A 13,700-nucleotide genomic window follows, 5' to 3' on the forward strand; every position below is an offset into this window, starting at 1 on the left:
AGCCGGTTGTCGTGGGCTGGATCACATCCCGCGGGTTGAGTACGGTCCCTCGTGGATGTCCGTACCCACGCATGACGACCGAAGCCCGGATGCGAGGATGAGGCGCCATGACAGCAGGGTGGTGTGCTCGCGCGATACGGGCCGCGGTGTTCGCGGCCATGTGCGTGCTGCTCGCTGCCCTGGGCCACGTCCTGATGTCCGGCAGCGACGTGCCGGCGTGGGCGCTGGCCGCCGGCGGGGCCGTGACCGGTGCCGTGGGCTGGTGTCTGGCGGGGCGTGAGCGCGGGCTGCCGTTGATCGTGACGGTCGTGGTCGCCGCCCAGACGGTGCTCCACGAGGCGTTCTCCTACGCCCAGTCGACGTCCGGCACGTCCGACGGCTCCGCCTCCACGGGAATGAGCGGCATGGGCTCCATGCACATGGACGCCATGGACATGGGCGCCATGCGCATGGACCACACGGGCATGAGCGCCGTGGATCACATCGGGCACTCCATGGACGGCGGTTCGTCGTCGTTCGGCATGCTCGCCGCCCACGTGCTCGCAGCGGTGCTGTGCGGCCTGTGGCTGGCGTACGGCGAGAAGGCCGCCTTCCGGATCCTGCGGGCGGCGGCCGGATGGCTGGCGGCGCCGCTGCGGTTGCTGCTCGCCCTGCCCGATACCCCCGATCGCCCCCGCGTCCACCTGCGGCGCCGTCTCTCGGACGGGGCGCCGCGTCTCCTCCTCATCGTCCACGCGATCACCTCTCGGGGTCCGCCCGTGGGAACGGCTGTCGTCTGAAGACAGCTGGTTTCCCGAGGCTGCCGGGCTGCCCGTGTGCCTCGGGCCACGGCCGTACGACCGCACAGGCGCGGTAGCGCCACAGCGACGCCGTAGGGCCGTCTCTCCCCCTTTCACCGGACCGCGCGCTGTGGCGCGCCCTGGTCCGGATCACGGCTGACCCGAGAAGGACACCAGGTGAATACCTCTGCCCTGCCCACCTCGCGCTCCCGGAGTGACACGCCGGCCGCGCTCGACGAATCGATCACCGCATGGGCGCTGGCCGCCCGCGGCGGTGACGCGGACGCGGTCGAGCAGTTCGTGGGCGCCCTGCACCGGGACGTCCAGCGCTACGTCGCCCATCTGTGCGGCGACCCCCAGGCCGTGGACGATCTGGCGCAGGACACGTTCCTGCGGGCGCTCGGCAGCCTGCACCGCTTCGAGGGGCGTTCCTCGGCCCGGGCCTGGCTGCTGTCCATCGCCCGCCGCGCGGTGATCGACGGCTACCGGTACACCGCCGCGCGCCCGCGCCTGGCCGACGTCCCCGACTGGCAGCTGGCCGCCGAGCTGGCTCAGCCGTGCGACCTGCCCGGCTTCGACGACGGCATCGCCCTGCTGGATCTGCTGGCCGCGCTGCCCGATGACCGCCGGGAGGCGTTCATCCTCACGCAGCTGCTCGGCCTGCCCTATGCGGAGGCCGCCGAGGTGAGCCACTGCCCGATCGGCACGGTCCGCTCCCGCGTGGCCCGCGCCCGCGCAACGCTGATGAACCTGCTGGACGAGGCGGATGAGCCCGCCGCCTTGGTGGCCTGAGCGCCAGGAGGGTGCCGGTGCCGGCTGGAAGAACGGCACCGGCACCCTCGCCGCTGGAGCACCGGGAGCGATTCACCTGAGCCGGATCGCCAACTGGCCGGGAACTCAAGGCACCTTCGCTCCGACTACTGGAGCGGGTGGCGGAGGCTCGCCCGTGTACCGAGTGGATCCGGGAGTTGTTCGATGCGTTCTCGTGTGTGGGGCGGTACCGCGGCCGTCGTGCTCGGCGGCCTGCTGGCGGCGGGCTGTGGCAGCGGGGGGAAGGACACGGCGGACGCGAGCGCGGGGCAGGCCGGAAAGGCGGCTTCCGGCGGCTACCCGGTGTCCGTCGCGGACTGCACGGGCGCCAGGGCCACCTTCTCCAGCGCGCCGAAGAGGATCGTCACCAGCAACGCCTCCGGTCTGGAGCTGCTGCTGCGCCTCGGCGCCGGCGACCACGTGATCGGCACGGGCTTCCCGCCTGGCAAGGGCACGTTGCCCGGCACGCTCGACGCACAGGCGCGGAAGGTCAAGGTGCTCAGCCGGACCGTGATCCCGAAGGAGAAGCTGCTCGGCTCCGGCGCCGACCTCTACATCGACACCTTCGCCTCCATGGGAAGCATGGGCGGCGGAGGGATGGGAGACGCGCCGACGGCGGAGGAGTTCAAGGCCGCCGGGATCAAGCACATCTACCTGAAGTCGACCGCCTGCGCTGCCCAGAACAAGACCCCGGTGACCGACCTGTCCGCTGTCGAGGCCGACATCACCTCCCTCGGCGCGGTCACCGGCACGAGCGCTCAGGCACAGAAACTCGTCGCCGGGATGAAGGAGAAGGTGGCCGCCGTCCAGAAGGCGGTCGGCGGTACGGCGCAGAGCAATCGGCCGACCTACTTCTTCTTCGACTACGACGCCGGTACGAAGCAGCCCTCCGTCACGTGCAACCGCCAGCTCGCCAACGCCGTGATCACCCTGTCCGGCGCCCGCAACGTCTTCGCCGACTGCGATGGCGACTACCAGCAGGTCGGCTGGGAGGACGTCATCGCCAGGAACCCGGACTGGATCCAGCTCGGGGTACGCAACCGGGGCAGCGAGGCGGCGAACAAGAAGGCGTTCGACGAGGCCGAGCAGTGGCTGAAGTCCAACCCGGCCACCAAGGGGCTGAAGGCGGTCAAGGAGGGCCACTTCCTGCGCATCGGCTCCGAGCGGACCACCATCGCGGGAGTCGAGAACGCCGACACGGTCGAGGCCATCGCCAAGATCCTCTACCCGGGCAAGGTCGCCTGATCGTGGCCTTCACACTGGTGCGCCGGAAAGCCGCGGCTGCGCAGGAGCGCGGCAGCCTGCCCGCCGGCCCGCTGGCGGTGGTTCTGGCCGTGGCGCTGCTGGCCGCGCTGACGGCTGCCGTGGCCTGGGGCTCGACCTCCGTCCCTCCCGGCGAGGTGTGGAGCGTGGTGTGGCGGCGGCTCTCCGGCGAGGCTCCGCGCCCCGGCACGGACGACCTCATCGTCTGGCAGCTCCGATTTCCTCGTGCCTTGCTCGCCGCCCTCGTCGGCGCCGGCCTCGGAGTCGTCGGTACGGCCGTCCAGGCGCTGGTGCGCAACCCACTGGCCGACCCCTACCTGCTGGGCATCTCCAACGGCGCCTCCCTCGGCGCGGTCGCCGCGATCGTCCTCGGCCTCGGCGCGGGCGGGGCACTGGGACTGGGATTGTCCGGGGCGGCTTTTGCCGGCGCACTGGCGACGTTCGCGCTGGTGTGGGCGGTGGCCCGGCGAGGCGGAGGGTTCGCGCCGCTGCGGCTGGTGCTGGCCGGGGTCGCGATCGGCCAGTTCCTGTCCGGGTTCACCAGCTACCTGGTGTTGCGTGCCGCGGACGAGCAGCAGACCCACAGCGTCCTGTTCTGGCTCATGGGCAGCCTCAGCGGAGCGACCTGGGAACTGCTCGCGGTGCCCGCCGTCGCCGTACCCGCCGCCCTGCTGTGGCTGCAGGCGCGCGCCCGGGGCCTGAACGCCCTGCTCATGGGCGACGAGACGGCCGCCGGACTCGGCATCGGCGTCACCCGCCTGCGCCGTGAACTGTTCACCGTCACCAGCGTGCTGACCGGCGTCCTGGTGGCCGTCTCCGGTGCGATCGCCTTCGTGGCGCTCATGGTGCCGCACGCCTGCCGCCTGGTCGTCGGCGGCGACCACCGTCGGCTCCTGCCGGTCTCCGCCCTGTTCGGCGCTCTGCTCCTGGTGGCGGTCGACATCGTGTGCCGTACGGCGATGGACACGCAGGAGCTGCCGGTGGGCGTGGTCACCTCGCTCCTCGGGGCTCCGGCCCTGCTCTACCTGCTGGACCGGCGCCTGGGGAGCGGCAGTTGAGGATCGACATCGAGGACCTGCACGCCGCCTATGCCGGTCGGACGGTGGTCGCGGGCGCCCATCTCGTCGCGGCCGAGGGCGAGATCACCGGCTTGGTCGGCCCCAACGGCAGCGGCAAGTCCACGCTCCTGCGCACCGTCTACCGGCACCTGAAACCCACCGCCGGGCGGGTCCTGCTCGCCGGCAACGACCTGCGCGAGATGACCCCGCTCCAGTCGGCGCGGCACGTGGCCGCCCTGCCGCAGGAGCGCGGGAGCGACTTCGAGCTGACCGTGCGCGAGGTCGTCGCGATGGGCCGTACGCCCTACAAGCGGGCCTTCGCCGGGGAGGACGCCGCCGACCGGGACATCGTCGCCCAGGCGCTCACCGACGTCGGCATGGCGGAACAGGCCGGACGCCGCTTCACAGTCCTGTCCGGCGGTGAACGCCAACGCGTCCTGCTGGCGAGGGCGTTCGCACAAAACCCGGACATCCTGGTGCTGGACGAACCGACCAACCACCTCGACATCCGCCACCAGGTCGACCTGCTCGCGCTCCTGCGTGCCCAGCGCCGTACGACCCTGGTGTCGCTGCACGACCTGAACGCCGCGGCCTCCGTCTGCGACCGCCTCCACGTCCTGCACGATGGAGCGGTCGTCGCCTCCGGCCCGCCGCGGGAAGTCCTCACGCCCCCGCTGATGGCGGAGGTCTTCGGAGTGCGAGCGGCGGTGGTCGACCATCCCCTGACTGGTGACCCGCTCATCGCCTTCGACCATAGGGCGCCGGCGGACGAGGTACCGACGGCAGTGCCGATGGAGACACCCACCCGGGGATGAACGGGCTCGGGCAGGCCGACGGTCGCGTCCTGCCCACTCGGTCGTCTGCCGGGAGCAGGCGGCGATGGGGTCGGCGATGCCGTACCCGGCCTCGACGACGCGGCGCGCAGCCGCTCGTCGTCAAGGTCTGTGCCGTGCACGGTGACGGCGTTGGCGGCGAGGTCGACCACGACCTCGCTCACCACGGGTACTTCGAAGACCTCTTCCCTGATGCTCGCCGCGCAGTGCTCGCAGCTCATTCCCGACGCCGTCGCCTCAGTAGTCGGCTGAGCGGAGCCCGGAGTTCCGCCGTAGCCATGCCGATTCGATGTCCGAGGGGAGGGAAGGAACCCTCCGCGGCATGCACCGGGCAGCGGGCTGGGATCCGTTGTCGACGGAGCGTTCGGCGTGGCTGTCGGCTGTGCTGCCCCTCATGATTTTTGGACGCGCCCGGGAACTCGTGTGCGATCCCTCCCGACTTGTGGGACGAGGCTGCCGTCCGGCAGCCCACCCACGACCGTGAGGGGCGGCAACGGTGGCAGGCCACAGTCCCGGTTCGGAACAGCCCGGCCACATACCCGTCGGCGGCGAGGACCGCTGGCTGCTCGTTGCGGTGGCCGGCCTGCTGTCGTTCGTGGCGATGCTCGACATGAACATCGTCAACGTGGCCCTGGCGGACATCGCCGAAGGTCTGCACGTATCCGCCGCGACCGCCCAGTGGGCGGCGCTGGGTTATCAACTGCCCGTGGTGGCCCTGCTGTTGCCTGTCGGCCGGTGGCTGGACGGGGCCGGGATGCGCTCCGCTCTGCTGGTCGCGACCGCCGGCTTCGCTCTGTGCTGCGCGCTGGCGGCCGCCGCGCCCTGGGCGTCCTGGCTGATCGCCGCCCGTCTCGCCCAGGGCGCGTTCGGGGCCGTGCTCTTCGTGCTGATGCCGGTTCTCGCCCTGCGTTCGGTACGGCCGGAACTGCGCGGGCGGGCCACGAGCGTGCCCGCGACGCTTGGCCCGCTGGGCGCCGTGACCGGCCCGGCGGTGGGCGGACTGCTACTGGACCACCTGGGCTGGCGCGCCGTCTTCCTGGTCAAGATCCCCTTCTGTCTGCTTGCTCTGGTCGTGGCGTGGAGGGCGATGCCGAGGGACGGGGACCTGCGCCTGCCCGACCGGCGGTCGGCGGCGGACGCCGTGCTGGTGGGTTCCGGGGTGGCCGCCCTGCTGCTGGCGCTGACCCTGGCGCCGGGAAGCCCGGCGTGGCTGGTGCTCGCGCTTGCCGCCGTACCGCCGTTGTGGTGGTGGCTGTGGGGACCGGGCGGCCGCCCGGTGGCCGGCGTACTGCGGGCGACGGGGCTGTTCCGGGCGCATACGGCGGTGCTCGCGCTGGCGGCCGGGTTCGCGGCGATGCACTACGTCGTCGCCCTGCACCTTCAGCGCGACGACGGCGTCAGCGCCACCACGACCGGTCTGACCGTGCCGGCCTTCCCGCTCGGCATGGGGCTGGCCGGACCGCTCGGCGGTCGTCTCGCCGACCGGTGCGGGGCTCGGCCGGTGGCGGTCATCGGTGCCGCCCTCACCGCCGCCGGTCTGCTCCTCCTCGTTCCGCTGGGGGGTGACTGGTCACCGGCGGGTGTGGCCTGGCGGCTGGCGCTGGCCGGCCTCGGCATGGGCCTGAACGGCGGCCCGACCCAGGCCCTTGTCATGGGCGCCGCCCCAGCGGACCGCGCGGCGACCGTGGGCTCCTCCGTACAGCTGGCCCGCAGCCTCGGCTTCACTCTCGGCCCGGCTCTGGCCACCGCTGTCTGCGGCCTGGCCGGAGGCGATGACGGCGTGACGGCTGGGCTGACCCTGGCGGCAGTCGCCGCCTGTATCGCCGTACCCCTGCTCGCGCTGCGAGGACGCAGGCCGGCGCTCGTGCAAGAGATGTCCACCGACGCGGCTCCCGCCGCCCACCACCCCTGACCGAGGAGTCCTTCCCATGTGCGGAATCACCGGCTGGGTGTCCTTCCACCAGGACGCCCGCACCCAGGCCCCGGTCATCGAGGCCATGACCGCCACCCTCACCCCGCGTGGCCCCGACGCCGGAGGCGTCTGGCTCGGCGAGCGGGCCGCGATCGGCCACCGGCGCCTGGCCGTTGTCGACCTCGAAGGCGGCGTGCAGCCGATGAGCGACCGGCCCGACGAGCCGGCCATCGTGCTCAGTTACAGCGGCGAGGTCTACAACCACCAGGTGCTGCGGACCGAACTGCGCGGCCGGGGGCATGTGTTCCGCACGTGCAGTGACACCGAGGTGGTGCTGCGCGGGTACGCCGAGTGGGGGGAGGCGGTGGCCGAGCACCTGGAGGGCATGTTCGCCTTCGCCGTCTGGGACGAGCGCGCTCAGCGGCTTGTGCTGGTCCGGGACCGGCTCGGGGTGAAGCCCTTGTTCTGGGCGGCCGTCGATGGCGGCCTGGCCTTCGCCTCCGAACCGAAGGCGCTGTTCGCCCATCCGGAGATACGGCCGCGGGTGGACGCGGACGGGCTGCGGGAGGCGTACAGCCTGCTGTTCAACACCGGCCCGACCGTCTGGTCCGGAGTCAGGGAGGTCGAGCCGGGTGGCGTGCTCGTCCTGGACCGGGGCGGCACCCGTGAACGCCGCTACTGGCAACTGGAGGCCGTCGACCACACCGACGACCAGGACACGGCCATCGAGCGGATCCGCGCCCTGGTCGGTGACGCGGCGCGCAGCCAGCTCGAAGCGGACGTCCCGCTGTGCAGCCTGCTCTCCGGTGGCATCGACTCCTCCGTCCTGACCGCCCTGCTCGCCCAAGAACTCCGCCTGCGCGAAGGCCCGGACGCCCGGATCCGCTCCTACGCCGTCGACTACAGCGACCAGGTCGAACAGTTCACCGGCGACGTCCTGCGCACCGGCCACGACACGCCCTACGCCATCGAGGCCGGCGCCTTCATCGGCACCGACCACAGCACGGTCGTCCTCGACCCGCACGCCCTGCTCGACCCCGAGCACCGCAAGGCCGTCGTCGTGGCCCGCGACTCACCCATCGGTGTCGGCGACATGGATACGTCGCTGTACCTGCTGTTCGGCAAGATCCGCGAGCACTCCACCGTCGCCCTCTCCGGCGAGGCGGCCGACGAGGTCTTCGGCGGCTACCCCTGGTTCCACAACCCGAAGGCCCTGGCAGCGGAAGCCTTCCCGTGGCTGCTGGTGACGGGCGACGAGGCGGCCATGCCCCTGAACCCCGAACTGGACCTGTGCATCGGTGAGTTCCGCGACGACACCTACCGCGCCGCCCTGGCCGCCGTACCGCACACCGACGGCGAGAGTCCCGCCGAACACCGCCAACGCGAGATGCAGCACCTGTCCCTGACCCGCTGGCTGCGCCAACTCCTCCACCGCAAGGACCGCCTCAGCATGGCCCAGGGCCTGGAGGTCCGCGTCCCGTACTGCGACCACCGGCTCGTCGAGTACGCCTTCACCACCCCGTGGGCGCTGAAGAGCTTCGACGGACGGGAGAAGAGCCTGCTGCGCGCGATGGGTGCCGGCCTGGCTCCGGACTCGGTGCTGCACCGTCCCAAGAACCACTACCCGGCCACCCACCACCCCGACTACAACCGCGGCCTGCAGAACCTGGCCCGCGACGCGCTCGCCACCGAACAGGTCCGCGCCCTCGCCGACGAGACCCGCATCAAGCCCTGCCTCGACACCCCGCCCGACCGGCTGGAGTGGGGCCACCGCCTGCGCCTCGAACGCGTCGTCGACCTCGCCCTCTGGCTGGACCACCACCGGCCCGAACTCGCCCTCTGAGGAGCCTCCCCATGACCCTCCAGGAACAGCAGCCGGTCGCAGAGCCGGACACCTTGCCCGACCCGGTGCCGCTGATGGGCTGCCCCTACAAGAGCGACCCCTACCCCCTGTACGAGCAGATGCGCGAGGCCGGGCCCGTCCACCGGGTCCTCTTCCCCAGCGGCGTCCAAGCCTGGCTCGTCACCGGCTACGACGCCGCCCACGCCGCGCTGAACGACGACCGCCTCGGCAAGAACCACGACCGCGGCAACGACCGCTGGCGCGCCCGAGCCTCGATCATGCCCGAGCCACAGCACTCCCAGCTCCAGGTCCACCTGCTCCACCAGGACCCGCCCAAGCACACCTGGATGCGCCGCTTCGTGACGGACGCCTTCACCCCGCGCCGCATCGAGCAGCTCCGCCCGCGCTTCCAGGAACTGGCCGACGCTGTCGTCGACGCGCTGCCGCAGAACGGTCCCGCGGACCTCGTCACCGGCTTCGCCGCCCTCTTCCCCTTCCAGGTCCTCGCCGAAGTCATCGGCCTCCCGCAGGAACTCGCGGCCCGCTTCGACCGCGACTGGGGCAAGGTCGTCCAGCCGGTCGGCCCCACCGACCCCGCACGTCCCCGCTACGAGTCCCGCCTGCACGGCCTGCAGCGTTACATCGCGGATGTCGTGGCCCACAAGCGAGAGCACGGGGACGACGACCTGCTCAGCCGCCTCGTCGTGGCCCGTGACCGCCGCGAACTGTCGCAGGAGGAACTGGACTCGATGATCTTCCAGCTCCTCGTCGCGGGCCAGGAGCCGGTCACCAACCAGATCACCACTGCCCTGATCGCCCTCTTCCGTAACCCGGACCAGCTCGCCCGCCTGCGCGACGACCCGGGCCTGCTGCCCCGCGCCGTCGAGGAACTCCTTCGCTACGACAGCGCCTTCGAGCTCACCACCTGGCGCTTCTTCGGCAAGGACAGCGATCTGTACGGCGCGCGCGTCCCCGGCGGTGACTCGGTGATCGTCTCCCTGTGCGCGGCCAACCGCGACCCGCGCCGCTTCCCCGCTCCGGACACCCTGGACCTGGACCGCTCGCCCAACCCCCATCTCGCCTTCGGCCACGGCATCCACTTCTGCCCGGGTGCCGCCCTCGCCCGCGCCGAACTCGGGATCGCCCTCGGCACCCTCCTCGCCCGCCTGCCCGGCCTCCATCTGGCCATCAGGGACGAGGACATCGAATGGATCCCGGCCGTCCTCGGCCGCGGCACCAACCACCTCCCCGTCGACTACGACCGACGCCTCTGACACCGACGTAGAGCTGGTCGGGTCAGGCCACATCAGCCGACCCGGCCCCGGCTGACCCACGCCCACTGACCCCCAGGCGCCTGGCTTCCCCGCCCGCCACGGCGCCATGTCGACGTGCCCTCGTACGCCCGCGTACCCCAGGAGGAATGACATGCAACTGACGACCCTCCCCACGAGCATCGCCACCGAGATCCTGAACCTGCTCCTGCCCCACCGCCGCACGACCGACCGAGTCCCCGTTCCCGCGCAAGCGTTCCCGCACCAGCTGCGACGCATCTCCGCCTTCGTACGCGACGGCGCCCCCATCGTCTTCACCCTGCCTGGCTTCCCCTGCAAGTCCCCCAACCCCGCCAAGGTCCTCGGCCACCTCCCCGACCAGGGCGAACGCCTCTCCCTGACCTTCCTGAACACCCTGTGCACCGAGATCGAGCGGATCTACCCACCCGGTGCCCACGTGATCATCTGCTCCGACGGCCATGTCTTCGGCGACCTCATCGGCGTTCCCGACGAGCACATCGACGCCTACGCCGACGACCTAGGCATACAGATAGACCGGATGGGTCTGGACAGACTGTCCGTCTTCGACCTGCGAGACGCCCTCGGTGATCTTCCGCACGACACGAAACGCACCCACATCCACGAGCGCTACGCCCCCACCCTGGAGGCACTCCGCGCCGAGATCCGAGCCGACGACCAGGCCCTCGCCCTCTACCGGGGCATCACCCGCTTCCTCGTCGAGGACACCGCCGGCTGGACGGGTACCCGCTCCGCCCTCCAACGCGCATGTCGGCAGCGCGCCTACGGCGTCATCCAACGCAGCCGCGCTTGGGGTGCCCTGATCGTCGAACATCACGCGCGTGCCGTACGCCTCTCCATCCATCCCCAGCCGATCGGCGCCCCCAAATTCGGTGTCCGCCTCCTTGACGCGCCGGACGCCTGGACGACCCCCTGGCACTCCGCTGCTCTGCGCCGCACCGACGGTACCTGGACCCTTGTGCCCCGGGCCGGAGCGGCCCAGCGCGGCCGTCTGGTCGAGCGCGAGGGCAGGCCGAGCCACTTTCAGCAGAGCTGAGCGACACGCCTTTTCGGAGGCGCTCTCGCTCTGGAGCAGGCACTTGGAAGAGAGGACGGGTGCGGGGCCGGAGCATCTGACCAGCTCGTTCACCGACGGACGACTGTGTTGGCCGCTGCGCTCAAACGCGATGATCGTGTTACTGGCCAAGGAGTAGAACACGGCTCGCTCCTCACGTGGCCGGCTCCCCTTGGAACCGGCGTTTCCCCAGGCCGGCTCATGGCCAATGGGTAGGACTGATGTGAGTCAGAATCTGGGGGCGCGGTTCCGCCGACCGGGCCGTGGCACGGCGCTTCGCAGGCGGACCGCACCCTCGCGGCGCTGAAGCCGGTCCGGGCCGCCCGCCCGGACGGCGCCCCGATCCACATCATCCTGGACGACCTCTCCGCCCACTGCCGCAACCCGGATCCGTGCCCGGGCCCGGCAGAACAAGATCGAGCCGTACCAGCGACCTCGCGCCGCCCCAGTCGCTGGCTCCCTTTGCCGCGCGCTGCTCGCCCTCGGCGGTACCCGGCGCAGTACCTGACGCCGGCAGCGCCGGGTGTACCGGGCGCGGCAGCCGTCCTGCGCGTGCCGCAGGCGGGACGAGAGCTCGCACCCGGCCGCGCCGCACCGATCATCCGCGGCCGAGGCTCCGGAGACAACAGGGTCTCCGTTCGGAGATGGGCAACGAACGCGCTCGCGCATCCAATAGGGACGGTCCGGAAGACCTGATCTGGAGATCGAGATGACCATCAACCGCACCGCGATGATCGACTACGTCGACGCCCGCATCGCAGCGACCGACAATCCCAAGCACGTCGAGCAGTTGAAGGTGCTGCGCGCACACATGGCCGGCGAGGTCAACGAGGACGTCGACGCACTCCTGGCGACGATCTCGCCGCTGCACCAGCGGTATCGCACCTGGGGCGCCCCGGAGGAGCTGTCTCCTTCCTCGCGCGAGGAGATCCGGGAGTTCTACCTCCAGCGCAAGGCGCAGGGGCAGCTCTACTTCCAGTACGACATCGACCGGCTCACGGTCGCCGACGACATCATCATCACCGACGGAGTGTCGACGTCCCTGGTCTCCGGCGCGTTCCTGGCGGGGATCGACCTGCCGGCCAGCGAGCCCGACGCGATCCACGAGATCCGGATGCGGATGCTCATCTCCTGGCCGTTCGACGAGAGCGGCCTGCTCGTCGGTGAGGAAACCTACTCGGCGGTCATCGGCGTCCACCCGTTGACCGATGCGGAGGTCCCCGCGGACGTCACTGTCGCCCTGGGCAGCTGACGTGCGCGTCCTGGACCCCGCCGACATGATCGGCGCCGCCGCGGCGCGGCACGGCGGCCGGACCGCACTCGTCGGCCGGGACCGGACCCTGACCTACGCCGAGCTCGACGCGGCCGTCGGCCGGGTGGCGGCCGGCCTGAGCGAGCACGGCGTGCGGCCGGGTGAGCGGGTGAGCCTGTTCTCGGAGAACCGCTGGGAGTGGGTCGCGGCCTACCACGGCATCCTGCGGGCGGGCTGTGTGGTCAACCCGGTCAACGCGATGCTCACCGCGCCGGAGTTGGCGGTGGTCGTCGAGGACTGCGGATCGGCGGTGCTGCTGGCCTCGGGGACCTGCATCGAGCGGGTCGGCGCCGTGCTCCCGGGCGGCGTCCGGCTCGTGGTGTCCTTTGACGACGCCCCGACAGGCGTCCTGCGGTTCGCCGATCTGTTCGGCGACGGCCCGGCCGACTGGGACTCCTGCGCCGCCCGGCCCCGAGACCTGTGCGGCATCTCCTACACGTCGGGCACGACAGGCCATCCCAAGGGCGCCATGCAGGCCCGTGAGGCGCTGCTGTTGAACTGGGTCTACACCGCGGCGATGCACGCCCGGTCCAGTGTGGACGTGGTCCTGACCGCGCTGCCGCTGCCGCACGTCTACGGCAACTGTGCGGTCAACTCGGCGCTGCTGACCGGGGCGACGGTGGTCATCGAGCCGCGTTTCGACGCGACCCGGATGCTGGGGCTGGTGGCGGAGCACGGTGTCACCATGATCGAGGGCGTGCCGGCCATGTACTCGATGATGCTGGACGCGCTGGCCACGACGGCCACCGACTTCACCACGGTGACGCGTTGCACCGTCGGCGGCCAGACCATCTCCGATGCGGTCGTGCAGGCGTGGGAGCAGGCGACGGGCGCGCCGCTGCTCGAACTGTGGGGCATGACCGAACTGTCCGGCCTGGCCACGACGCACGCCGCGCATGCGCCGTCGGCCAGGGGCTCGATCGGGGTGGCCTTTCCCGGTACGGAGGTCCGGGTGGCGTCTCTCGACGACGTCACCGTGGACGCGCCCGAGGGCGCGGACGGCGAGCTGATGGTGCGTGGGCCACTGGTCACCCTCGGGTACTACGGCAACGAAACCGCGACCCGCGAGACCATCGAACCGGACGGGTGGCTGCACACCGGCGACATCGCGCGCCGGCGGGGCGCCCATTTCTACATCGTCGACCGGCTCAAGGACATGATCCTCAGCGGTGGGTACAACGTGTACCCGGCGGAGATCGAGCGAGTGCTCGCCGGGCACCCGGACGTCGCCGTGGTCGGGGTGGGCCGGGTGCCGGACCCCAGGCTGGGCGAGGTCGCGCACGCCTACGTCGTACCGGCCCAGGGCCGTGAGCCGGATCCGGACGCCATCCTTGCCTTCGCCCGCACCCAACTCGCCCCGTACAAGGTTCCCAAGGCGGTCCACGTGATGGCGGCCCTGCCCACCACGGCCAGCGGCAAGATCAGGCGCCGCGGCCTCACCCCGCCGACGTGACCGCGGCTCAGACCAGCCCCGCCTCGCGGGCCAGGCTGATCGCCTCGAATGGTTCGTGCGCCCCTTGGCCACC

At 71.5% G+C, this 13,700-nt stretch carries 11 protein-coding genes and 2 pseudogenes; 12 read left to right on the forward strand and 1 reads right to left on the reverse strand.

Features of this window, described 5'->3' with window-relative positions; translation table 11 throughout:
• The first annotated feature begins 107 nt into the window (after positions 1-107).
• From AB0L59_RS14825 to AB0L59_RS14845, 5 genes are all read left to right on the forward strand, one after another.
• Entirely contained in the window at positions 108-779 is a 672-nt protein-coding gene (locus tag AB0L59_RS14825) for a hypothetical protein (protein ID WP_365582801.1), read from the forward strand.
• A 177-nt stretch (positions 780-956) separates the two neighbouring features.
• Positions 957-1,571 (forward strand): sigma-70 family RNA polymerase sigma factor, encoded by a 615-nt coding sequence (locus AB0L59_RS14830; protein WP_365582804.1) that lies wholly within the window; start codon positions 957-959, stop codon positions 1,569-1,571.
• 183 nt (positions 1,572-1,754) lie between these two features.
• Entirely contained in the window at positions 1,755-2,834 is a 1,080-nt protein-coding gene (locus tag AB0L59_RS14835) for an ABC transporter substrate-binding protein (protein WP_365582807.1), read from the forward strand.
• A gap of 2 nt (positions 2,835-2,836) precedes the next feature.
• A complete protein-coding gene (locus AB0L59_RS14840; protein WP_365582810.1) occupies positions 2,837-3,910 on the forward strand; it encodes an iron ABC transporter permease in 1,074 nt (357 codons plus the stop codon).
• Positions 3,907-4,725: an ABC transporter ATP-binding protein gene (locus AB0L59_RS14845; protein ID WP_365582813.1), complete on the forward strand. Its 819-nt coding sequence runs from the start codon at positions 3,907-3,909 to the stop codon at positions 4,723-4,725. The genes AB0L59_RS14840 and AB0L59_RS14845 overlap by 4 nt, the downstream gene beginning before the upstream one ends.
• A gap of 57 nt (positions 4,726-4,782) precedes the next feature.
• On the opposite strand, the pseudogene AB0L59_RS14850 reads toward AB0L59_RS14845, so the two are convergent.
• A pseudogene (locus AB0L59_RS14850) lies at positions 4,783-4,964 on the reverse strand (cation transporter); the annotation flags it as partial.
• A gap of 275 nt (positions 4,965-5,239) precedes the next feature.
• Between AB0L59_RS14850 and AB0L59_RS14855 the strand changes: the two are divergent.
• From AB0L59_RS14855 to AB0L59_RS14885, 7 genes and pseudogenes are all read left to right on the forward strand, one after another.
• Positions 5,240-6,655 (forward strand): MFS transporter, encoded by a 1,416-nt coding sequence (locus AB0L59_RS14855; RefSeq protein ID WP_365582816.1) that lies wholly within the window; start codon positions 5,240-5,242, stop codon positions 6,653-6,655.
• Positions 6,656-6,671: 16 nt separating this feature from the next.
• Positions 6,672-8,498: an asparagine synthase (glutamine-hydrolyzing) gene (gene asnB, locus AB0L59_RS14860; RefSeq protein ID WP_365582819.1), complete on the forward strand. Its 1,827-nt coding sequence runs from the start codon at positions 6,672-6,674 to the stop codon at positions 8,496-8,498.
• 11 nt (positions 8,499-8,509) lie between these two features.
• Positions 8,510-9,772 (forward strand): cytochrome P450, encoded by a 1,263-nt coding sequence (locus AB0L59_RS14865; protein WP_365582822.1) that lies wholly within the window; start codon positions 8,510-8,512, stop codon positions 9,770-9,772.
• 151 nt (positions 9,773-9,923) lie between these two features.
• On the forward strand, positions 9,924-10,844 hold the full coding sequence (locus AB0L59_RS14870) for an isocyanide synthase family protein (RefSeq protein ID WP_365582825.1): 921 nt from the start codon (positions 9,924-9,926) through the stop codon (positions 10,842-10,844).
• Between the two features lie 303 nt (positions 10,845-11,147).
• Positions 11,148-11,283 (forward strand): annotated as a pseudogene (locus tag AB0L59_RS14875) (IS630 family transposase); the annotation flags it as partial.
• A gap of 288 nt (positions 11,284-11,571) precedes the next feature.
• Positions 11,572-12,114 carry a hypothetical protein gene (locus AB0L59_RS14880; RefSeq protein ID WP_365582828.1) on the forward strand — a complete coding sequence of 181 codons (543 nt, stop codon included), beginning with the start codon at positions 11,572-11,574 and terminating at the stop codon, positions 12,112-12,114.
• A gap of 1 nt (position 12,115) precedes the next feature.
• Positions 12,116-13,627 (forward strand): AMP-binding protein, encoded by a 1,512-nt coding sequence (locus AB0L59_RS14885; protein WP_365582831.1) that lies wholly within the window; start codon positions 12,116-12,118, stop codon positions 13,625-13,627.
• The last annotated feature ends 73 nt before the right edge of the window (positions 13,628-13,700 follow it).

The organism is Streptomyces sp. NPDC052109, from assembly GCF_040680195.1.
Taxonomy (GTDB): Bacteria; Actinomycetota; Actinomycetes; order Streptomycetales; family Streptomycetaceae; genus Streptomyces.